Here is a 22392-nt window from a genome sequence, read left to right on the forward strand (position 1 = left end):
TCCGAGCGGCCCCGACGGCCATCGGGCGTTCGCCGCAGGCGCACTGTCGGTCGCTGCGGTTACCGTACGAGGGTGCCCCAGACGACGCTCACGCCCGCACCCGAGGCCACGGGCGTCGCGCGGGCGTTGGCGTCCGACCCGTCGCAGGCCGCCGTGCTCGCGCTGCCGGACGGCCGGCACGCTGCGGTCATCGGCGCACCGGGCACCGGCAAGACGACCACGCTGTCGCGGCTGGTGGCGGCACGGCTCACGCGCGACGACGCGATCTCGCCCGACGGTCACGCCACCGTCCTCGCCCTGACGAGCGCCCGCACGGCCGCGACCGCGCTCCGCGACCGACTCGCCGCCTCGGTCGACCGGGTGATGCCGGGTGCACTCGCACGGACGGTGAACTCGCTGGCCTTCCAGCTCGTCGCGCACGCCGCGGCCGTCCAGGGCCTCGAGACCCCGACCCTGCTGACCGGTGGCGAGCAGGACCGCATCATCGCCGACCTGCTCGACGGGCACGAGACCGACGGCACGGGTCCGGACTGGCCGGCACCGATCACCGCCGTCGTCCGCGAACGCGCCGGTTTCCGCACCGCCCTGCGCGACGTCATGATGCGGGCGGTCGCCGCGGGCGTGGAACCCGAGGACATGCGCGAACTCGGGGACGACACCGGGCGTCCGGAGTGGCGGGCCGTCGGGGACTTCGTCGACGAGTACCGCGCCGCCGTGACCTCGTTCCGGGCCACCAGCCTCGACGCCGCCGAACTCGTCGCCTACGCCACGGCCGCCGTCCTGCGGGGGCAGGTCCCGGCGAGCGTCGCCGCGCTGCGCCTCGTCGTGGTCGACGACACGCAGGAGCTCGTCGAGGGGGAGATCGCGCTGCTCGGGGCGCTCGCCCGCTCCGGCGTGCAGATCGTCGCCTTCGGTGACCCCGACATCGCCGCGTCGGCGTTCCGCGGGGCCGAGCCCGACGTGCTCGGCCGCCTGGCCTCCCGGCTCGGTGTGGACCGCGTCGACGAGCTGGTCCTCGGCACGGTGCACCGGCACGCGGCACCCGTCCGCGCGCTCGTCTCCGGCATCACGGCGCGCATCGGTGCCGCCGCGGCCGGACGGCAGCGCACCGCCGTGGCGACCACGGCGGACGCCCGCTCCGACGCCGTCGTGCACCTCGAGGGCGCGAGCCGTGCTGCGCTCGTCGTCGCGATCGCCCGGCGGCTCCGCGAACACCGGTTGCTCGACGGCGTCCCGTGGCACCGGATGGCCGTCGTCACCCGCAGCGGGGCCGCGATCCCCGAGCTCGTCCGCGCGCTCTCCGTGGCCGAGGTCCCCGCGACCGCCGGGGCCGCGCCCGTCCGACCCCGCGACGACACCGCGGCGCGGTCCCTGCTCGACGCCGCGGCCGTCGCGCTCGGGGTCCTCCCGCTCGACCCGGTGCTCGCCACGTCCTTCGCGACCGGGCCGCTCGGCGGGCTCGACACCCTGGCGATGCGGCGACTCCGCCTCGCGCTGCGGCGGGAAGAACTGGCCGGTGGCGGTACCCGCACGGCCGACGAACTCCTCGTGGACGCACTCGGGGCGCCCGAGCGCCTGGCGACCGTCGACGCCGGGTTCGCCCGACGCGCGACGCGGCTCGCGCGGAGCCTGGTGCAGGCGCACCACGACGCCGAGTCCGGTGCGAGCATCGAGGAGATCCTCTGGGGCCTCTGGGAACGGAGCGGGCTCGCCGGCGTCTGGGGCGGCCAGTCGGCTGCCGGCGGGGTCGGTGCGGCCGAGGCCGACCGGCACCTCGACGCGGTGGTCGGGCTGTTCACCGCGGCGAAGCGGTTCGTCGAGCGCACGCCGGACGCCCCCGCGCGGGTGTTCGTCGACGACCTGCTCGGCGCCGACCTGCCCGAGGACTCGATCGGGCCCGACCGCACCGCCGGCCGGGTCCGCGTGCTCACCCCCTCGGCCACGATCGGGCTCGAGTGCGACGTCGTCGTGGTGCTCGGGCTGCAGGACGGCGTCTGGCCGAACACCCGGGTACGGGGCAGCCTGCTCGACCCCGACGGCCTGGTCCGTGCCGCCGCGGGGATCGACCACGAGACGATCGACGACCGCGCCGCCGTGATCGCCGACGAACTCCGCCTGTTCGCCCGTGCGGTGTCCCGCGCCACCACCCAGGTGATCATCGGGACGGTGGCGAACGACGACGAGTCGCCCTCGCCGTTCGTCCGCCTCGTGCCCGTGCCGCCCGACCGGCAGCCGACCGTGCACCCGCTGTCCCTGCGCGGCCTCGCCGGATCGCTCCGTCGGCGCGTGGTGGCCTCGGGCGACCACGAGGCCGCGTCCGCGCTCGCACGCCTGGCCGAGGCCGAGGTCCCCGGCGCCGCTCCGGACGACTGGTACGGGCTCGCCGAGCCCTCGACCGACGACCCTCTCGTCGACCTCGACGCCGAGCCGGCACCCGAGCACGAGGGCGGCGAGCCCGTGCCCCCGACCGTGTCGGTCTCGCCCTCCCGCATCGGTACCTTCGAGGAGTGTCCCGTGCACTGGTTCGTGCAGACCTTCGGCGGCAGCGCCCCGAGCCCCGCGATGGGCATCGGGACGATCGTGCACGAGACCATGGAGCACGCCACCGCCGTCGACGTGGAGTCCCTGTGGCAGCACGTCGAGGGCCGGTGGGACGAGCTGACGTTCGAGTCGCCGTGGATCGCCGATCGCGAACGCGCCCGCACCCGTCGCATGATCGAGGGACTGAGCGACTACCTCCGCACCTTCGCGAGCGCCGGACGCCGACTGCTCGGGGCCGAGACCTCGTTCGCGCTCGTCACCGGGCCGGCACGGATGCGCGGCAGCATCGACCGGATCGAGGTCGACCCGGACGGCCGGGTCAGCGTCGTCGACCTCAAGACCGGGCGCTCGATGCCGAGCGAGAAGAACGACATGCCCGAACACCCCCAGCTCGGCGCGTACCAGCTCGCGGTCGAGGACGGCGCGGTCGAGGGGGTCCCCGCCGGCTCGGCGATGGCCGATGCCCGGCTCGTGTTCGTGCAGAACGCCCGCAGCGGCCGTGCCTACTCCGAGCGGACGCAGCAGGCGTTCGATGACGAGACGCGTGAGGCCTACCGCCAGCGGCTGCACACCGTGGCGACGGGCATGGCCGGACGGACTTTCCTCGCGAACGTCGACGACCACTGCGAGAAGGCCCGGACCGGCGTCGAGTGCCGGATCCACGTCGTGGGCGAGGTGACCTGGTGAACGAGGAACAGCTGCTCGGCCCCGACGGTGCCCGCACCGCCGACCCCGACCGCGTCGAGCCGCCCCGGCACGACGCCGACGCGATCGCCGACGCCCTCGGACGCCCGCGCCCCACGGCGCAGCAGCGCGCCGTCATCGAGTCCCCGCTCACCCCGGCGCTCGTCGTCGCGGGAGCCGGCAGCGGGAAGACCGAGACGATGGCGTCGCGGGTCGTCTGGCTGCTCGCGAACGGGATGGTCCGCCCCGACGGCATCCTCGGCCTGACCTTCACCCGCAAGGCCGCCGGCGAGCTGTCGGTCCGCATCAACGACCGCATCCGCGCGCTCGAGGACGTCGGGCTGCTCGAAGCCGGTGACGCGTTCGAGGCGCCGACGGTGTCCACCTACAACGCGTTCGCCAACTCGGTCTTCCGCGAGAACGCCCTGCTCGTCGGCCGCGACGGCGAGTCCCAGGTGCTCACCGAACCGTCCGCCTGGCAGCTCGCGCGCCGGGTCGTCGTCGCAGCGCGGGACGACCGGCTGGCCGGGCTCGACCGCGACGTCGACACCGTGACCGCCGCGGTCGTCTCGCTCGCCGGCGCGGTGTCCGAGCACCTCGTCGAACCGGAGCGGTTGCGTCGGTTCGCGATCGATTTCGCCGAGCTGCTCCAGCTGCCGGGGAACGCCCGCGGCGGCGCGTACAAGGTGATCACCGACGCCGTCGCCGCGGTCGGTGCCCTCGAACCCCTCGTCGACCTGGTGGAGGAGTTCCGCCGGCAGAAGGTGGACCGCGGGTTCGTGGAGTTCTCCGACCAGATCGCCCTCGCCCTCGCCGCGGCCGAGTCGGCACCGCGCGTCGTCACCGACCTCCGGCAGCGGTACGGCGTCGTGCTCCTCGACGAGTACCAGGACACCTCGGTCGTGCAGACGCGGTTCCTCGCCCGGCTCTTCCGCGGGCACCCGGTGATGGCGGTCGGCGACCCCCACCAGTCCATCTACGGGTTCCGTGGGGCGAGCGCCGCCAACCTCGCCCGGTTCCCGCGGGACTTCGGCGGGACGTCCGACGACGGCGCCGACGCCGCACGCCCCGTCACCTTCGCGCTCTCCACCAGCTGGCGGAACCCGGTCGACGTCCTCGCCGGCGCCAACGCCGTCGTCGCGCCCCTGTCCGAGGCGTCCGAGGTCGACGTCGAGCGCCTCGTCCCCCGACCCGGGGCGGACGCCGGGACGGTCCACGCCGTGTTCCCGGAGACCCTCCCGGACGAGGCCGCCGCCGTGGCGGAGTGGTTCGCCGCGCGCCGCGCCGCCGACCCGACGGGGTCGATGGCGCTCCTGCTGCGCTCGCGGAAGGACCTCGCCGCGTTCACCGCCGCCCTGGGCGACCGTCGCGTGCCGTTCCACGTGCTCGGCACCGGCGGACTCCTGCAGCGGCCGGAGATCGTCGACCTCGTCGCGTACCTCCGCGTGCTGCACGACCCCGCCGCCGGCAACGACCTCATCCGGCTACTCGCCGGTGCCCGGTGGCGGATCGGCGCCGCGGACATCGCCGCCCTGCACGCCCTGGCCCGCTGGTTGTTCGGCCGCGACCACACCCAGCAGCGACTCGACGACGACGTCACCGCAGCCTTCCGGGCGTCGGTCGCCGCGGGGGAGCACGGCTCGATCGTCGACGCCCTCGACTTCGTCGCCACCGCCCCGGACGAGCACGGCGCGCTCGCCGACATCAGCGAGACCGGACGCTTCCGGATGCGCGACCTCGGCCGCCAGCTCCAGGCGCTCCGGTCCCGGGCCAGCGGCGACCTCGTCGACTTCGTCACGCTCGTCGTGCAGGAGATGCGGCTCGACATCGAGGTCGCCGCGCACGAGCAGGGGAGCGGGGCGTTCCTCGACGCCTTCATCGACGAGCTCGCGGGCTTCGTGACGACTGACGACCGGGCCGACCTCGGTGCGTTCCTCGGCTGGATCGACGCCGCTGCCCGTCGTGACGACATGGGTCCCCGCTCCGAGGAGCCCGAGGCCGGCACCGTGCAGATCCTGACGATCCACGGGTCGAAGGGCCTCGAGTGGGACGCCGTGGCGGTTCCCCGACTGGTCGAGGGTGCGCTCCCGGCCCGCCCGCTGGAGGGCTCGTCCGGGTGGATCGGCTTCGGCCGGCTGCCGTACGAGTTCCGGGGAGACGCCGACGAGCTGCCGCGACTGGACTGGCGCGGGCACGACACGCAGAAGGACGTCACGCTCGCGATCGACGCCTACAAGGAACAGGTGAAGGCCCGCAACGAGGACGAGGAGCGTCGCCTCACCTACGTCGCGCTCACCCGGGCGAAGCACGACCTGCTCGTCTCCGGCTCGTTCTGGGCGGGCGGGGTCCGACCCACCGAGCCGAGTCGGTACCTGCGGGACCTCGTCGACGCCGGTGTCGTGGACGCCGCCGCCGTCCCCGAGACGACCGAGCACGAGGAGAACCCCCTCGGTGATGCCGGGGCCACGCAGTCCTGGCCGCACGTGCCGTTCGGGCAGCGCGCCGCCCGGGTGGTCGCCGCCGCCGACCGCGTGCGGAACGCCAACCCCGGGGCGGCCGGTCGGTTCAGCGCCGACATCGACCTGCTGCTCGCCGAGCGCGCCGCGAACCGGTCGGCCCGGCACCGGGTGGTCGTCCCGCACCGCGTCCCGGCGTCCGGGTTCAAGGACTACCTCGCCGAACCGGACGCCGTGGCCGAGCGGCTGCGGCGACCGATGCCGGAGCGGCCGTACCGCGCCACCCGCCTCGGCACGCTCTTCCACCAGTGGGTCGAGCAGCGTGCCCGCAGCGGCGGTTCGCTCGAGACGCTCGACGCCTGGCCGGACGAACTCGACCTCGACCCGGACGACGTGGTCGACGCCTCGGCGGACGTCGCGGTCACCGACGACGACGCCCGGCGGCTCGCCGACTTCCAGGCGACCTTCGCCCGGTCACGGTGGGCCGAGCTGACACCGATCGAGGTCGAACGCGAGATCCACATCCCGTTCCTCGGCCACAGCGTCGTCTGCAAGCTCGATGCGGTCTACGAGATCGACGGCCGGGCAGAGGTCGTCGACTGGAAGACCGGCAAGGCCCCGTCGGGCGACGACGACCTGGCGAAGCGGCAGCTGCAGCTCGCGCTGTACCGGGTGGCCTACGCGGAGTTCACCGGGCGTCCGATCGACGAGGTCGACGCGGTGTTCTACTTCGTGGCCGACGACCTCGAGGTCCGGCCGCGCGAACTCCTCGACCGCGCCGGACTCGAGCGCGCCTGGCGGGACGCGATCGGCTGACGCCGGCGCGGCGCCGGCCGGCCGCGCTGACGCCGGCCCGGCGCCGGCCCGGCCGCGCTGACGCGGGCCCGCAGGTCGAACCACGAATCCGACGTCGAACAACGCGCGGACGCTGGTTCGATGTCGGAACCGTGGTTCGATCCGGACCGGTGGCGCGGCGGACCGCCGGCGACGGGGCGGGGGCGAGCCGCGCCTCCAGGGCCGACGCGCGGCAGCCGCGCCGACGCGTCAGCCGCGCTCCAGCGCCGGAGCGCGTCAGCCGTGCCGACGCGCGTCAGCCGTGCCGACGCGCGTCAGCCGTGCCGACGCTCGGTCGACGACAGCAGCTGCTCGACCTCGCCGATCTCCATCGTCTCCGGCGAGACCGACTGCAGCGGTGCCGCGCTCGGCGTCTGCACCGCGTCCACCAGCCGGTGCATCATCGCGACCGCGTCGTCGACGACCTCGGTGCTCTTCACCTGCACGCCGTGCAGCAGCCACTGCGCGGTCTCGAGCTCGTGGTGCACCCGCGCGCGCTGCGCGAGCTGCCGGTCCCGGCCGCCGCCGTTCGCCTCGTACGCGCTGAGGACGGTGTCGAACGCGTCCTTGCGGCCGGCGAGCACCCACGCGAGGTCCTTCGCCGGGTCGCCGAGCCGCAGCTCGCCCCAGTCGATGACGCCGGAGACGTCGTCGCCGGCGACCAGGATCGTCTCGGTGCCGAGCGACCCGTGCACGACGGTGGGCGTGAACTGCCAGAGCTGCTGGTCGCGCGCCGCGCCCTCCCACCGCTCCTTGAGCGCCGCCGGGACGAGCTTCGTGGCGACCGCGCGGTCCATCACGGAGACGGCGGAGCGCAGGACCTCGAACGGGGTGAGGGACGGCAGGCCGGCGTCGGTGACGAAGCTCGTCGGCAGCTGGTGGATCGCGGCGATCGCCCGGCCGACGCTGGTCGCGAGCTCCGGTCGTTCGACGAGGGCCTGCAGCTTCGGGTGCGTCCCGGGCAGGTACGAGGTGACGATGGCGCGGGTCGAGCCTATGGGCGCCTGTCCGCGGTACTCGGCGACGCCGAACGGGAGGCGCGTGCGGATCCCGGCGCTCAGCGCCCGGATCGCGACGAGGTCGGCGGACTGTCGGGCCTCGGCCCGCTGGTTGCGTGGGCGGCGGATCGCGGACCAGGCGCCGTCGGCGTCGCGGAGGACGGCCGACTCGTAGTCCCCGGACGCGGCCGAGCCGAGCGTGCGCGTGCCCGTGACGACGAGGCCTGAGACGGCCGTGGTCGCCAACGCGGCTAGAGTGAACTGGGATCCCGCCATGCCCCTCAGGGTAGGTCCGCAGCCGGTGGTCGAGCGTGCGCCACGCTGGCCCGCGGCAGCCCGGGCTCCTGCACCGCCGACCCGATCCGACCCGAGGAGCCCCCTGCCGTGACCGTCGAGTTCGCCGCGAGGCTGCCCCTCTCCCGCAACGACCTCGACCGCGACGCGGAGTTCCGCACGACGGACGACCTGGACCGGGTGCTGCGGGACGACCCGTCGACCCGGTACCTGCCCGTCCGCGGCTCCGAGATGCTGCGGAACGCCGACGGCACCCTCCGCTTCGTCTCCGCCGATGCCGTGCCGGTCGACGCGGTGACGCTGTACCTCGGTCGCGCCGTGTCCGACGCCCCCGATGCGCCCGCCGGCACCCGGTTCGTCGCCGCGTTCCTCGACGCCGAGACCGCCGCCCGGATCGAACCGGCCGACGACGCGTGGGAGAGCCTGCGGATGTTCGGGACCGAGCTGTCGCCGCGCGACCAGGGCCTCGCGGTCGAGGCCGTGGCGATGGCGAACTGGCACGCCGTGCACGGCTTCTCGCCCCGCACCGGATCCGCGACCGACGTGGTCACCGGCGGCTGGGTGCGCCGCGATCCCGAGGGACACGAGCACTTCCCGCGCACCGACGCGGCGATCATCGTCGGGGTCACCGACGCCGACGACCGGATCCTGCTCGGGTCGAACGCGGCGTGGGACGCGGACCGGTACTCGCTGCTCGCGGGCTTCGTCGAGCCGGGGGAGTCGCTCGAGGACGCCGTCCGGCGCGAGGTCTGGGAGGAGTCCGGCGTCCGCGTCGAGGAACCCGAGTACCTCGGCTCGCAGCCGTGGCCGTTCCCGGCGTCGCTCATGCTCGGCTTCCGCGCCCGTGCGGTGGACGGGGACCCGACGACGGCCCGGCCGGACGGGGTGGAGATCCTCGACGTCCGGTGGTTCTCGCGCGACGAGATCCGCGAGCGTGCGGGCGACACCCTGCTCTTGCCGGGGAAGACGTCGATCGCCCGCGCCATCATCGAAGAGTGGTACGGCGGGCCGCTGGACCTGCCGTGAGCAACGCCGCCGCCGGGGCCGGGGCCGAGCCGCTCCGACCGCCGTCGCCGGACGAGCTCCTCGCCGCGCTCGACGCCGAACAGCGCACCGTCGCCCGGACCCTGCTCGGTCCCGTGGCGGTCCTCGCCGGTGCCGGCACCGGCAAGACCCGCGCCATCACGCACCGCATCGCGTACGGCGTCGCCACCGGCACCTACGCGCCGAACCACGTCCTCGCCCTGACCTTCACCACCCGGGCGGCCGGCGAACTGCGGTCGCGGCTGCGCTCCCTCGGGGCGGGCACGGTGCAGGCCCGCACGTTCCACGCCGCGGCGATGGCGCAGCTCAGCTACTTCTGGCCGGACACCGTCGGCGGCCACGCCCCGAAGATCGTCGAGTCCAAGGGTCGGATGATCGCGCACGCGGCGGACACGGTCGGCCTGCGTGTGGACACCCCGACGCTCCGTGACCTGGCCGGCGAGGTCGAGTGGCGGAAGGTCCAGATGCTCTCGTACGACGAGTACGAGGCCGCGGCGGCCGAACGGGTCATGCCGCGCGACACCGCGCCGCGCCGGGTCCTCGACCTCATGCGCGCGTACGAGCAGCTCAAGGACGACCGACGGCAGCTCGACTTCGAGGACGTCCTGCTCGCGACGCTCGGCATGGTGGAGTCCGAGCCGCGGGTGGCGTCGTACGTCCGGCAGCAGTACCGCTTCTTCGTCGTGGACGAGTACCAGGACGTCTCGCCCGTGCAGCACGACCTCCTGCGCGCGTGGCTCGGCGGCCGGGACGACGTCTGCGTCGTCGGCGACGCCAGCCAGACGATCTACTCGTTCGCGGGGGCGTCGAGTCGCTACCTGCTCGGCTTCGGCTCGGAGTTCCCCCGCGGATCCGTGCTGCGGCTCGAGCGGAACTACCGCTCCACGCGCGAGGTGGTGCACGCCGCGAACGCGCTCATGCGCGGGCAACCGGGCGCCCTCGACCTCGTCGCGCAGCACACCGAGCCCGGACCACGGCCCGAGGTGCTCGCGTGCGTGCACGACGGCGACGAGGCGCAGACGGTCGCCCGGACCATCGCGTCGCTGGTCGCCGACCCGGCCTCGGGCGCGTCCTACGGGGACGTCGCGGTGCTCTACCGCCTCGGCGCCCAGGCCGCCGCGGTCGAGTCGGCGCTCGGACGCGCGGGCATCCCGTACCGGGTCCAGGGCGGCACCCGCTTCTTCGACCGCCCCGAGGTGAAGCTCGCGGTGCACCACATGCGGGGCGAGGCCGTCCGGCAGACCGACGACGAGCTCACCCGGCGGGTCGGCCTCGTGCTGCAGGTGAGCGGGTGGACGCCGACGCCACCGGAGGGCACCGGCGCCGTGCGCGAGCAGTGGGAAGCGCTGCAGGCGATCATGGGCCTCGCCGAGGACGCTCCCGCCGGCACGACGATGCAGCAGTTCACGCAGGACCTGGTGGACCGTGCCGCGACGCACCACGAGCCGGAGCTGGACGCCGTGACCCTCGCCACGCTGCACTCGTCCAAGGGCCTGGAGTGGCCGCACGTCGTGGTGATCGGTGCGGCCGAGGGGCTGCTCCCGATCTCGTACGCCACGACCGACGCCGAGATCGACGAGGAACGCCGGCTCTTCTACGTCGGGCTGACCCGTGCCCGCCGGTCGGTGACGGTCACGTGGTCGCGACAGGGTTCCACGCGTGGGGGAGCCCGGGTGGCGAGTCGGTTCCTGGCAGCGCTCGGCACGAACAGCGCGGATGGAACGTCACCGGGAGCCGACTGACCGACAGGTCGTCGCGCTCGAAGACCAGTTGGTCCGGACCGGGGTGTTGGGTGCGTGACGGCAGCCGTTCGAGGAGCATCCGGGTCGCCGCCGCCGCGACCGCCGCGATCCGGTAGGGCGAGAGCGGTGCCGCGGGGCGGCCCCACACCTGCGCCGCGATGGCCGGCCAGCACGGGTCGTCGTCGACGTGCGCGTACTCGACGCACTGGAGGCACGGCCCGGCACCCGGGACGACGAACGGCCCGAGGCGCACGCGTCCGTCCCCGACGACGACCGGCAGGTGTGCGGTGCCCCGCCGGGTCCAGGCCGCGCGGACCGCCGGGTCGACGACGTGGTCGGCCACCACCACGGCGAGCTGGGGATCCGGGTCGGGGACGGTCACCGGTCCGCCCCGCGGCGCCGTCGTGCGCGCGACCGTGACGCCCTCGCCCGAGAGCAGTTGGGCGACCGCGTCCGGCAGGGTCCCGGTGCCGTGCACCTCGACCCGGGCCAGCGGTTCCGGCAGGACGTCGACGACCGCGGGTGAGGCATCCCCGAGGACGCGCGCGGCGAGACCAGGCGGACACCCGCTCGCCGCGGCGACTCCGGAGAGTGCGTCGCGGCCGGTCTCGCGGCGGAGTGCGCACAGGAACCGTTCCTCGGCCGTGCTCGGGACCGGCACGACGGCGCGCGGCGGATCGACCCCGAGCTGGACGGTGGTCGGGTCGCGCCAGACGAACTCGAGGGTCGGATCGATGCGGATGCCCATGCCCCCACGCTGGCGGACCAGACGCCCGCGCGGGGCAGGGACAGCGGATCTGTGGAGAACTACTTCGGAGCGTCGCCCTCGTCGACGTTGCCGGACTCGTCCTCGCGCGGACGGTCACCGGTGGCGTCGTTGAGCAGGTCCTCGAGCGCCTTGTCGAACTCGTCGTCCTCGGCGGAGCGGCCGGGGTTGCGCAGCCGGGCCACGAAGGCGTCCGGCGCGTCGATGTCGTCCGAGGTCGGGACCGCGTCGAAGTGCGACCAGAGCGCGTCGCGCTGCTCGGTGCCGAGCTCGTCGGTGACCCGCTGCCACATCGCCGCTGCCTCGCGGAGGCGGCGGGGGCGGAGTTCGAGGCCGACGAGGGTCGCGAACGCCGACTCGGCCGGACCACCGGCCGCACGACGACGACGGACCATCTCCGCGATCGCGCCGGACTTCGGCAGGCGCTCGGTGGCGGCGGCGGTCACGGTGTCGACCCAGCCCTCGACGAGCGCGAGCATCGTCTCGAGGCGGGCGAGGGCGGTCTCCTGCTCCTCGGTGCGCGGCGGGATCAGGGCACCGGACGCGAGGGCGTCGCGGAGCTGTTCCTGGTTCGTCGGGTCGATCTCGGACGCGAGCTCCTCGACGCGGTCGAACGGGATGTGGATGCCCCGCGCGTAGTCGGTGATCGACGAGATGATGTGCAGGCGGAGCCAGCGGGCCGAACGGAACAGCCGTGCGTGCGCGAGTTCCCGGACGGCCAGGTAGATGCGGACCTCGTCCTCGGGGACGTCGAGTCCCTCGGCGAACTCGGCCACGTTCTGCGGCAGGAGTGCGGCGACCTGCTCGTCGAGGAGCGGCACGCCGACGTCGCCGCCGGACACGACCTCCTTCGAGAGCTGTCCGACGACCTGGCCGAGCTGGATCGCGAACAGTGCGCCGCCGACGCCGCGCATCGCCTTCGAGACGTCGCCGAGCATCGCCTTGAGCTGCTCCGGGGCGCGCTGCTCGATCGCCTCGGTCAGGGCGTTCGAGATGCTCAGCGCCACGGGTTCGGCGATCTGCGCCCACACCGGCGTCGTCGCCTTCGCCCACTGCTCGCGCGTGTAGAGGCTCGGCGTCGCGGTGAGCTCGGCGACCGAGGTGGCCTCGTCCAGCCAGAGCGCCGCGACCTGGAACGCCTGGTCGGCCGCCTGCGAGGTCGCGGGGTCGACCGGGTGGCCGCCCTCACGAGCGATCGCGGTGGCGCGGTCGGACGCGACGGAGAAGTCGATGCCGTCACCGCCCGACTGCGCGGCACGCTGCAGCTGGCTCATCAGGTTCGCGACGAAGGCCGGGTCGTTCGGCAGTCCGGCGGCACCGGCGAGCTGCGACGGGTCGATCTGGCCCTCGCCGGAGAGGAGCTTCCGGAGCATCTCCTGGAAGTCGTCGTCCGGCCCCGGCTGCGGTTCATCAGGCATGACGACTACGCTAATCGCTGCTCACGGGGCCGCGCCTGGGACGCCCCCGTGGGAACGCCCGAACCGCTGCGCCGAGGGCGAACAGCCCCCGTGGAAGGACGTTCTCGTGACCCTCTTCGCCGCCGAGCCCCGTCGTCGTCCCCGTTCCCGGACCGTCGGCTGGGCGTTCCTGATCGGTGCCGTCGTCCTCGGGCTCCTCGCCAGCCTGCTGCCGAGCCCCTACCTGATCGAGGTCCCCGGCCCGGTGTACAACACCATCGGGACCCAGGAGCAGGGCACGGGCAAGGACGCGAAGCAGGTCAAGCTCATCCAGGTCGACGGCCACCCGACCTACCCCACCGCCGGCGCACTCGACATGCTCACCGTCGGCATCCAGGGCGACGCCACGAACCGCCCCTCCTGGACGAGCGTCATCCGGGCGCTCTTCACGAAGTCCGAGGCGGTCATCCCGGCGTCCGCGATCTACCCCGAGGGCGTCACCACCGACCAGGTCAACCAGCAGGACACCGCCGACATGCAGCAGTCGCAGCAGTCCGCCGTGGCCGCGGCCCTCATCCAGCAGGGGTACGAACTGCCCACCGACCTCGAGGTCGGCACGGTCCAGAAGGGCTCGGCAGCCGACGGCGTCATCGAGAAGGGCGACGTCATCCGCTCCTTCGACGGGACCTCGCTCACCGAGAACGCCGACGCCACCTCGCTCCGTGAGCTGGTCGCGAAGCACGGCACCTCGGGCCCGGCGACGGTCGTCGTCGAACGCGACGGCGCCGAGAAGACGGTCGAACTGACGCCGCGGAGCGAGCAGGGCACGGCCCTGATCGGCGTGGGCGTGACCGAGCAGTACGACTTCCCGTTCCGCGTCTCCATCGAGCTCCAGGACGTCGGCGGCCCGTCGGCCGGGATGATGTTCGCCCTCGGGATCATCGACGAGATCACGCCGGGCAAGCTCAACGGCGGCAAGCACGTCGCCGGCACCGGCACGATCACCGCCGACGGCGAGGTCGGCGCGATCGGCGGCATCCGGCAGAAGCTCTACGGCGCGAAGGACGCCGGCGCGACCGTCTTCCTCGCGCCGGCCGACAACTGCGGCGAGGTCGTCGGCCACGTCCCGGACGGACTCGACGTCTACAAGGTCGCCACGCTCGACCAGGCGGTCACCGACCTGCAGACGATCGCCTCCGGGAAGAGCACCGCGAAGCTCGCGCGCTGCACGTCGTAGACCCGGCCACGCGCTCCAGGCGACGTCCGCGGCCGTCGCGATCCGTGCCTCCCGAACCGCGTTCCAGGAGGCGCGACCCACCATCCTGAGCCTCCGTACAGTTTCAGGGGTGCTCGCGCCACATAGGATCGATGCACTGACGGCCCGCCGCGCCGGGCCCGCCGGTTCGACACGTCTGGAGCACATCAAGTGACGACAACCTCGTCCACCTCGGGGCGGCGTTCGCCGCGGGTCCCGATCGTGGTCACGATCATCGTGCTGGCCGCACTGGTGATCGCCTTCTTCATCTTCGCGAGCCTGTACACCGACTACGCGTGGTTCGCACAGCTCGGCTTCCAGCAGGTCCTGACCACGCGGTGGATCGCCGGGACCCTGATGTTCCTCGCCGGGTTCCTCGGGATGGCGGTGCCCGTCTACGCGAGCATCGCGATCGCGTTCCGGTTCCGGCCGGTCTACGCGAAGCTCAACTCGCAGCTCGATCGCTACCAGCAGGTCATCGAGCCGCTGCGCCGTGCCGTCATGATCGGGATCCCGGTCGTGCTCGGCATCTTCGCCGGGCTGTCGACCGCCGGCCGGTGGACCATGGTGCTCGAGTACTTCAACCGGACGCCGTTCGGCAAGACCGACCCGCAGTTCGGGCTCGACATCGGCTTCTACGTGTTCGAACTGCCGTTCTGGCGCGCGATCGTGGCCTACTCGTCGGCCGTGGTGCTCATCGCCGGGCTGGCCGCGCTCGCCGCGTGCTACCTGTACGGCGCGATGCGCTTCGGCGGGCGCGAGGTCCGGATCTCGAAGGCCGCGCGCATCCAGCTCGCGATCACCGCCGCCGTCTACGTCGCGCTGCAGGCCGTGAGCCTCTGGCTCGACCAGTACGCCGCGCTGACGAAGTCGAACTCGCTCATCACCGGTGCGCAGTACACCGAGGTGAACGCCGTCATCCCGGGTCGCGAGATCATGGCGGGCATCGCCGCGATCGTGGCGATCCTCTTCATCGTGACCGCGGTCATCGGCCGCTGGCGCATCTCGATCGTCGGTACCGGGCTCCTGCTCGTCGCGGCGATCGTCATCGGCGGCATCTACCCGTGGATCGTCCAGCGCCTGCAGGTGAAGCCCTCGGAGCGGACGTTCGAGTCCGCGTACATCGAGCGGAACATCAAGGCGACCCGTGACGCCTACGGTGTCGCGGGCGTCCAGGAGCAGAACTACGACGCGACGACCGAGGCGAGCTCCGGCGCCCTCGCGCAGGACGCCCAGACGACGGCGAACATCCGCCTGATCGACCCGAAGATCGTCTCGGACACCTTCAGCCAGCTGCAGCAGTACCGGCAGTACTACCAATTCCCGAAGGAGCTCGACGTCGACCGCTACGACGTCAAGGGCGAGACCGAGGACACCGTGATCGCGGTGCGCGACATCGACCTCGACGGCCTCAGCGCGCAGGCGAACACCCCGTACAACCGTGCCTTCGTCTACACGCACGGCTACGGCGTGACGGCGGCGTACGGCAACCAGCGCGCCAGCGACGGCAAGCCGGTGTTCCTCGAGTCGGGGATCCCGTCCAACGGTGCCCTCGGCGACTTCCAGCAGCGCGTGTACTTCGGTGAGACCTCGCCGGCGTACTCGATCGTCGGTGCGCCGAAGGGCTCGAAGAACGTCGAGCTCGACTACCCGTCCGGCTCGGACGAGAACGACGACAGCGGCGGCAACGCCACGACGACGTACGCCGGCGACGGCGGCCCGAGCATCGGCAACTTCTTCAACCGGCTCGTCTACGCCGCGAAGTTCCAGTCCGAGCAGATCCTGCTGTCGAACGCCGTGAACCAGGACTCGCAGATCCTCTACGACCGCGACCCGATCACCCGCGTGCAGAAGGTCGCGCCGTACCTGACCCTCGACAACGACGCGTACCCGGCGATCGTCGACCACCGCATCCAGTGGGTCGTCGACGGGTACACGACGAGCGACGCGTACCCGTACTCGCAGAGCCAGAGCCTCTCCGACACGATCGCGGGTGCCGAGAGCTCGGCGTACCGGACCGACCAGGTCAACTACATCCGGAACTCGGTGAAGGCCACGGTCGACGCGTACACGGGCAAGGTGACGCTCTACGCCTGGGACACCAAGGACCCGGTGCTCAAGACGTGGCAGAAGATCTTCCCGACGGCGACGAAGCCCGTGTCGAGCATGAGCGCGGAGCTGCTCGACCACGTGCGGTACCCGACCGACCTGTTCAAGGTGCAGCGGTCGATCCTCGGCACCTACCACGTCACGAACGCGAACTCGTTCTACTCGGGTGACGACGCCTGGAACGTGCCGCAGGAACCGACCTCGGGGACGAACGACACCGACACCTCGGACGCGTCGACCACGACCAACTCGGGCACGAACGCGCTCGGGGCGACCACCACGACGACGGCCAAGGGCAACCTGCAGGACCCGTACTACCTCACGATGAAGGTGCCGGGGCAGGGGACCGCGTACACGCTGTACACGACCTACATCCCGCAGCAGTCGGCCGGGGCGAACAACCGGAACGTGCTGACCGGGTACCTCGCCGTGGACTCCGATGCCGGAGGCGCGGGGAAGGGCAAGAAGGGGTCCGGCTACGGCAAGCTCACGCTGTTGACGATGCCGAAGACGGACAACATCCCCGGGCCCGGTCAGGTGCAGAGCCTCTTCAACGGTGACTCGACCGTCTCGCAGGAGCTGAACATCCTGAAGCGCGGGAACTCGACCGTGAAGCAGGGCAACCTGCTCACGCTCCCGGTGGGTGGCGGCTTCCTCTACGTGCAGCCCGTGTACGTGCAGTCGACGTCGAGCGGCTCGTACCCGCTGCTGCAGAAGGTGCTCGTGGCGTTCGGCGACAAGATCGCGTTCGAGGACACCCTCGACGAGGCGCTCAACAGCCTCTTCGGCGGCGACTCGGGTGCGTCGGCCGGTGACTCCGGTGCGTCGGGTGGCTCGGGTGACTCGGGTGCGTCGTCGGGTTCCGACTCGGGTTCGTCGGACTCCGGGTCGTCGGGTTCCGACTCCGGTGCGTCCTCGGGCTCGTCCGGCTCCGGCACGGTCGACAACGCGGCGCTGCAGAAGGCCCTGAACGACGCCAAGCAGGCGCTGCAGGACCGCCAGGACGCCTACGCGGACAACGACCTGGTCGCCGCTGCCGAGGCCGACCAGCGGCTGCAGGACGCGATCCAGGCCGCCACCGAGGCCGAGGGCGGGAACTAGACACACCGTGGCGGGGCACTCGATTTGTGCCCCGCCACGGCCCCGTGTAGGCTGTTCAACGTGCCGCGGGGTGGAGCAGTTCGGTAGCTCGCTGGGCTCATAACCCAGAGGTCGTAGGTTCAAATCCTGCCCCCGCAACCAAGCGTCACAGAGAAGGCCCCGGTCCAGTCGGACCGGGGCCTTCTTCGTGTGCGCGTGCTGGCGTGCTGGCTGGTGCTGTGCCGGTGGGCGCGTGTGCGGGTGGGCGGCGCCGAGTCTCGGCCGGGCGGACAGTTTCGCGCCCGCACTGCGCGAGGAACGTCCGCGGAGCCGAGTCTCGGGCCGCCCGGTACGCTCGGCGGATGGGCACCCTCACCGTCGCCGCGGCGCAGTTCGCACCCGTGGACGACCCCGTCGCGAACCTCGAGACCGTCCGCGCCGCGGCAGTCGACGCCGCCGCCCGTCACGCCGACCTCCTCGTCACGCCGGAGTACACCTCGTACTTCACCGCCGAGATCGACGACCGGTTCGTGGCCGCCGCCCAACCGCTCGACGGTCCGTTCGTCACCGGGCTGCAGGCCATCGCCCGCGAGGTCGGCATCGCCCTCGTCGTCGGCGTCGCCGAAGCCGCTGACGTCCCGGACCGCTTCCGGAACACCCTCATCGCGGTCCTGCCCGAAGGGTCGATCGCCGCGACGTACCGGAAGGTGCACCTCTACGACGCGTTCGGCTCGAAGGAGTCGGACCACATCGAGTCCGGCGACCCCGAACAGCTGCCGGTGTTCGAGCTCGGCGGGCTGCGCGTCGGCCTCGAGACCTGCTACGACCTGCGGTTCCCCGAGGTCACCCGGCGCCTGGCCGCACCCGAACACGGCGCCGCCGACGTCGTGGTCCTGCCCGCCGAGTGGGTCCGAGGCCCCGGCAAGGAGCACCACTGGAGGACGCTGCTCACCGCCCGTGCCATCGAGAACACCGTGTGGGTGGTCGGGGTGGGACAGACGCCGCCGATCGGCATCGGGGGCTCGGTCGTCCTCGACCCCTCGGGCGTCGCGGTCGCCGCTGCCGGGGCGGTCCCGGGGATGCTCGTCGCGGGGATCGACACCGCCGTGACGGACGCCGTGCGCCGCACGAACCCGTCGCTGGCCCTCCGCCGCTACGAGGTCACGCCCCGCCCCTGACCCGCGCGGCGGCGCGCGGGGGATGCGTGCGCGTGTGCGTCCCCGCCGAGCGGGCGAAATACGCCGCTCTGGAGGCGCGGGCGGCTCCCATTCCGCCCGTTCGCATTGGGGCGCGGCGGCGCTCGTGACGAGCGGGTGAAATGCGTGGGCGCGGAAGCGCGAGCGGTGTCGATGCCGCCCGCTCGCTTAAGGGCGCGGTGGCGCTCGCGGCGAGCGGGCGAAATGCGTGGGCACGGAGGCGTGAGCAGCGTCGATTCCGCCCGTTCGCGCTGAGGCGCGGTGGCGCGCCGGCGCCGAGCGGGCGAAATGCGTGGGCCTGGAGGCGTGGGTCGGGTTGATACCGCCCGCTCGCGGTGGCGGGCGGGCGGGTCCGGTCCGCCCGCCCGCGGGGGAGTCAGCCGCGCAGGGCGAGATCGGCGAGCCGAGTGGCGGCGTCCTCGAGCACCGAGCGCCGCTTGCAGAAGGCGAACCGCACGAGTGACCGGTAGCCGTCGGCGTGATCGGGTCGGACGAACGCCGAGACCGGGACACCGACCACCCCGGCGAGCTCGGGGAGCTGCAGGCAGAACGCCCGGGCGTCCTCGTACCCGAGTGCGGCCGTGTCGGCGATGACGAAGTACCCGCCGTCCGGGCGCATCACCTCGAAGCCGGCCGCTCGGAGTCCCGCGGCGAGCAGGTCGTGCTTGGCGGACAGCTCGGCGGCGATGCCGGCGAACACGCTGTCCGGCAGCCGGAGTCCGGTCGCCACCGCGGGCTGGAAGGGCGCGCCGTTCACGAACGTCAGGAACTGCTTCACGGTGGTGATCGCGTCGACGAGCGCCGGTGCCGCCGTGAGCCAGCCGATCTTCCAGCCGGTGGTGCTGAAGGTCTTCCCAGCGCTCGAGATGGTCACGGTGCGATCGGCGGCACCGGGCAGGGTGGCGATCGGGACGTGCGGGACGTCGAAGGTCAGGTGCTCGTACACCTCGTCGGTGACGATCACCGCGTCGTACTTCGTGGCCAGTTCGACGATCGTGGTGAGCACCTCCGTCGGGAGGACACGGCCGGTCGGGTTGTGCGGGGTGTTCACGAGCACCGCACGGGTGCGGTCGGAGAACGCGGCGCGGAGGGTGTCCTCGTCCGGGAGGAAGTCGGGTGCCCGCAGCGGCACCGTCACGTGGGTACCACCGGCGAGCCCGATGAGCGCACCGTACGCGTCGTAGAACGGTTCGAAGGTGATGACCTCGTCGCCCGGTTCCACCAGGGCGAGGAGCGTCGCGGCGAGGGCCTCGGTCGCGCCGGCGGTGACGAGCACCTGGCGGTCGGGATCGACCTCCAGGCCGTACCACCGGGCCTGGTGCTCGCTGATGGCCGCCCGCAGGTCCGGGGTCCCGCGTCCGGGCGGGTACTGGTTGACGCCGTCGCGGATGGCTGCGACCGCTGCCTCGAGTACCTCGGCGGGACCGTCCTCGTCCGGGAAGCCCTGCCCGAGGTTGACCGCGCCCGTGGCCGCCGCGAGCGCACTCATCTCGGCGAACACCGTCGGCGCGGGGACGCCGTCCGGGCCGAGGAGCATCGCTCCCTCTGCTGCTCGCAACCAGGGTCCTGCGTGGCGCATGTGGTTCCCTCCGAGGTGTCGACCGCACTCGCGGCGCTGAACGGACCCCAACCTAGCGGCCGGGCCGAGGTCATCTCGGGAACGGCCGCACAGCCCACGCATAAGATCGCCATAGGTCGCTTGCAGCGTCACCAGGAGCACCGCTCAGGTGGGTGCGACAGACTGCACGAGCTTGAAAGGAGCACGTCCAGCATGACCGACACCACGCCCAACGGGCAGGGCGACGACATCCGTCCGGACGACGCGGCCGCGAAGGCCGCATCCGAGGACGCTTCGCCGAACGACTCCGAGCACTTCGACCACGCGTTCCGCGACGACGCTCCGAGCAGCGATGCTCCGACGAGCGACCGTTCGCCGAACGACGGCTCCGCGGACCACACCGACGTGATCGCTCCCGCGAGCGAGACCGATGTCATCGCGGCCTCGAACGACCACCCGACCGACCGGTACACGGCGCCCTACCCGACGCTGTCCCAGAACGACGGCGACGCCGGTCAGACGAGCCAGACGAGCAAGACGAGCCAGTACGGCCAGACGAGCCAGTACGGCCAGCCGGACCAGAACGGCCAGCCCAGCCAGTACGGCCAGACGAGCCAGTACGGCCAGGCGCCGGCCGGGTATGGTGCGCACGCCACCCCGTACGGCACCGACCACGCGCAGCAGTCCCAGTACGGCCAGCAGCAGTACGGCCAGCCGCAGTACGGACAGCCGCAGTACGGCCAGGACCAGCAGCAGTACGGCCAGTCCCAGTACGGCCAGCAGCAGTACGGCCAGTCGCAGTACGGACAGCAGGCGCAGTACGGCCAGCAGCCCCGCTACGGCGAGTACGCCCAGCCGACCTCGGCGCCGGCATCGGCCTCCGAGTACGCCGGAGCCCCGTCCGCCCAGGCCCCCACGAGCGCATTCGGCGACGTCGACGGCTCGAACCAGCGCAACGGCCACTACTTCGACACCGGAGCCGCCGGAGCAGCAGGCGCAGCCGGAGCAGGCGTCGGAGCAGCAGCCCCCGGCCGCCGCACCGGCACCGGTCGCGGCCGCCTCGCCCTCCCGATCATCGCCGGCGTCGTCATCGCGGGCCTCGTCGGCGGCGGCGCCGGCTGGCTCGCCGCGTCCAACACGCAGGGCGGCAGCAACGTCGTCGGGTCCTCGAGCGCGCAGGGCGGCGGCAACCTCACCGTCAACGACTACAACAACGCCACGGTCGTCACCGCGGTGGCCGCGCAGGCGACCCCCTCGGTGGTCACGATCAACGTCTCGTCGAGCAGCGAAGCCGGCACCGGTTCCGGCGTCGTCTTCAGCAAGGACGGCTACATCGTCACGAACACCCACGTGGTGACGCTCGACGGCGACAGCTCCAACGGGACGATCACGGTGACGACGTCGGACGGCAAGATCTACCCGGCGAAGCTCGTCGGCACGGACCCGACGGTCGACCTCGCGGTCATCAAGATCGACGCGACCGACATGAAGCCGATCAGCTTCGCGGACTCGTCCGACCTCAACGTCGGCGACACCGCGGTGGCGATCGGTGCACCGCTCGGCCTGTCGAACACCGTGACGGACGGCATCGTCTCGACCCTGAGCCGCAGCATCCAGGTCACCTCGAGCGCTCCCACCGAGGGCGGCGACTCGAACGAGGGCGGGAACGGCTCGAGCGGCGGTCCCTTCGACTTCTGGGGCAACGGCGGCAACGGCAGCGACTCGTCGACGAACAGCACCGTCTCGCTGCCGGTCATCCAGACCGACGCGTCGATCAACCCCGGCAACTCGGGTGGTGCGCTGCTCGACTCCAAGGGCAAGCTCATCGGCATCAACGTGGCCATCGCGAGCGCGGGCAGCTCGTCCGACTCGTCGTCGAGCCAGTCCGGCAGCATCGGCGTCGGCTTCTCGATCCCGTCGAACCTCGTCAAGCGGGTCGCGAACGAGATCAAGGACAACGGCTCCGCCACGCACGGGCTACTCGGTGCGACCGTGGGCGACGCCGCGGAGGACGCGAACGCCACGCAGATGGGCGGCCTCATCAAGTCGGTGTCGTCCGGTGGCGCGGCGGCCAAGGCCGGCCTGCAGAAGGGCGACGTCGTCACGAAGATCGGCTCGGCGACGGTGTCCGACGCGACCGACCTCACGGCACAGGTGCGGTACTTCGCCGGTGGCGCGAAGACCACGATCACCTTCATCCGCGGCGGTGAGACGCGCGAGGCGGACGTCACGCTCGGCACCTACAAGGGCTGACGCGACCAGCGACGGACGGGAGGCGCGGTGCCAGCTGGCACCGCGCCTCCCGTCTCGGCCGTCACGACGCTCCGCAGGCTCCGCGCCGCGCCGGTACCGGCCGGGTGGGGCCCACCTCCCGTCTCGGCCGTCACGACGCTCCGCAGGCTCCGCGACGCGCCGGTACCGGCCGGGTGGGGCCCACC

The 22392-nt window shown here is 72.6% G+C and carries 12 protein-coding genes and 1 tRNA gene; 9 read left to right on the top strand and 4 right to left on the bottom strand.

What is annotated here, in order from left to right; genetic code table 11:
* Window positions 1-72 precede the first annotated feature (72 nt).
* Window positions 73-3228 (top strand): UrvD/REP family ATP-dependent DNA helicase, encoded by a 3156-nt coding sequence (locus BIV01_RS03990; protein WP_175473630.1) that lies wholly within the window; start codon window positions 73-75, stop codon window positions 3226-3228.
* Window positions 3225-6497, top strand: a complete 3273-nt coding sequence (locus BIV01_RS03995) for an ATP-dependent DNA helicase (protein WP_254791774.1) — start codon at window positions 3225-3227, stop codon at window positions 6495-6497. The genes BIV01_RS03990 and BIV01_RS03995 overlap by 4 nt, the downstream gene beginning before the upstream one ends.
* Window positions 6498-6790: 293 nt before the next feature.
* Here the strand turns inward: BIV01_RS03995 and BIV01_RS04000 are convergent, their stop codons facing one another.
* A complete protein-coding gene (locus tag BIV01_RS04000) occupies window positions 6791-7789 on the bottom strand; it encodes a phosphotransferase (protein ID WP_071302019.1) in 999 nt (332 codons plus the stop codon).
* Window positions 7790-7897: 108 nt separating this feature from the next.
* Between BIV01_RS04000 and nudC the strand changes: the two genes are divergently transcribed.
* Window positions 7898-8833, top strand: coding sequence for an NAD(+) diphosphatase (nudC, locus tag BIV01_RS04005; protein ID WP_071294993.1), 936 nt, complete (start codon window positions 7898-7900; stop codon window positions 8831-8833).
* Window positions 8830-10593, top strand: coding sequence for an ATP-dependent helicase (locus BIV01_RS04010; protein WP_071302020.1), 1764 nt, complete (start codon window positions 8830-8832; stop codon window positions 10591-10593). The genes nudC and BIV01_RS04010 overlap by 4 nt, the downstream gene beginning before the upstream one ends.
* Here BIV01_RS04010 and BIV01_RS19240 read toward each other — a convergent pair.
* Both BIV01_RS19240 and BIV01_RS04020 read right to left on the bottom strand, forming a co-directional pair.
* Window positions 10484-11341, bottom strand: a complete 858-nt coding sequence (locus tag BIV01_RS19240; protein WP_139199202.1) for a hypothetical protein — start codon at window positions 11339-11341, stop codon at window positions 10484-10486. The two genes, BIV01_RS04010 and BIV01_RS19240, sit on opposite strands and share 110 nt — an antisense overlap.
* Before the next feature lie 59 nt (window positions 11342-11400).
* Complete coding sequence (locus tag BIV01_RS04020) at window positions 11401-12777, bottom strand: zinc-dependent metalloprotease (protein ID WP_071302022.1); 1377 nt, start codon at window positions 12775-12777, stop codon at window positions 11401-11403.
* A 106-nt stretch (window positions 12778-12883) separates the two neighbouring features.
* Between BIV01_RS04020 and BIV01_RS04025 the strand changes: the two genes are divergently transcribed.
* The 4 genes from BIV01_RS04025 (at window position 12884) to BIV01_RS04040 (ending at window position 18378) form a co-directional block, all read left to right on the top strand.
* Entirely contained in the window at window positions 12884-13993 is a 1110-nt protein-coding gene (locus tag BIV01_RS04025; protein ID WP_071302023.1) for a YlbL family protein, read from the top strand.
* Window positions 13994-14233: 240 nt separating this feature from the next.
* The gene (locus BIV01_RS04030; protein ID WP_175473631.1) at window positions 14234-17221 is read left to right on the top strand and encodes a UPF0182 family membrane protein; all 2988 of its coding nucleotides are present in this window, start codon (window positions 14234-14236) and stop codon (window positions 17219-17221) included.
* A 64-nt stretch (window positions 17222-17285) separates the two neighbouring features.
* Window positions 17286-17362, top strand: a tRNA-Met gene (locus tag BIV01_RS04035).
* Between the two features lie 200 nt (window positions 17363-17562).
* On the top strand, window positions 17563-18378 hold the full coding sequence (locus BIV01_RS04040; protein WP_071302024.1) for a carbon-nitrogen hydrolase family protein: 816 nt from the start codon (window positions 17563-17565) through the stop codon (window positions 18376-18378).
* 394 nt (window positions 18379-18772) lie between these two features.
* On the opposite strand, the gene BIV01_RS04045 is transcribed toward BIV01_RS04040, so the two are convergent.
* Entirely contained in the window at window positions 18773-19975 is a 1203-nt protein-coding gene (locus BIV01_RS04045; RefSeq protein WP_071302025.1) for an aminotransferase class I/II-fold pyridoxal phosphate-dependent enzyme, read from the bottom strand.
* A 192-nt stretch (window positions 19976-20167) separates the two neighbouring features.
* Here BIV01_RS04045 and BIV01_RS20175 point away from each other — a divergent pair, with 192 nt between their 5' ends.
* The gene (locus tag BIV01_RS20175) at window positions 20168-22207 is read left to right on the top strand and encodes a S1C family serine protease (RefSeq protein WP_083413753.1); all 2040 of its coding nucleotides are present in this window, start codon (window positions 20168-20170) and stop codon (window positions 22205-22207) included.
* Window positions 22208-22392: the final 185 nt, after the last annotated feature.

The sequence above is a fragment of the Curtobacterium sp. MCBA15_013 genome (assembly GCF_001865095.1).
Classification (GTDB): domain Bacteria; phylum Actinomycetota; class Actinomycetes; order Actinomycetales; family Microbacteriaceae; genus Curtobacterium.

Coding starts and splice junctions, on each gene's coding strand:
- BIV01_RS04000 (WP_071302019.1), bottom strand. CDS start 7,789: ATGGCGGGATCCCAGTTCACTCTAGCCGCGTTGGCGACCACGGCCGTC.
- BIV01_RS19240 (WP_139199202.1), bottom strand. CDS start 11,341: ATGGGCATCCGCATCGATCCGACCCTCGAGTTCGTCTGGCGCGACCCG.
- BIV01_RS04020 (WP_071302022.1), bottom strand. CDS start 12,777: ATGCCTGATGAACCGCAGCCGGGGCCGGACGACGACTTCCAGGAGATG.
- BIV01_RS04040 (WP_071302024.1), top strand. CDS start 17,563: ATGGGCACCCTCACCGTCGCCGCGGCGCAGTTCGCACCCGTGGACGAC.
- BIV01_RS04045 (WP_071302025.1), bottom strand. CDS start 19,975: ATGCGCCACGCAGGACCCTGGTTGCGAGCAGCAGAGGGAGCGATGCTC.
- BIV01_RS20175 (WP_083413753.1), top strand. CDS start 20,168: ATGACCGACACCACGCCCAACGGGCAGGGCGACGACATCCGTCCGGAC.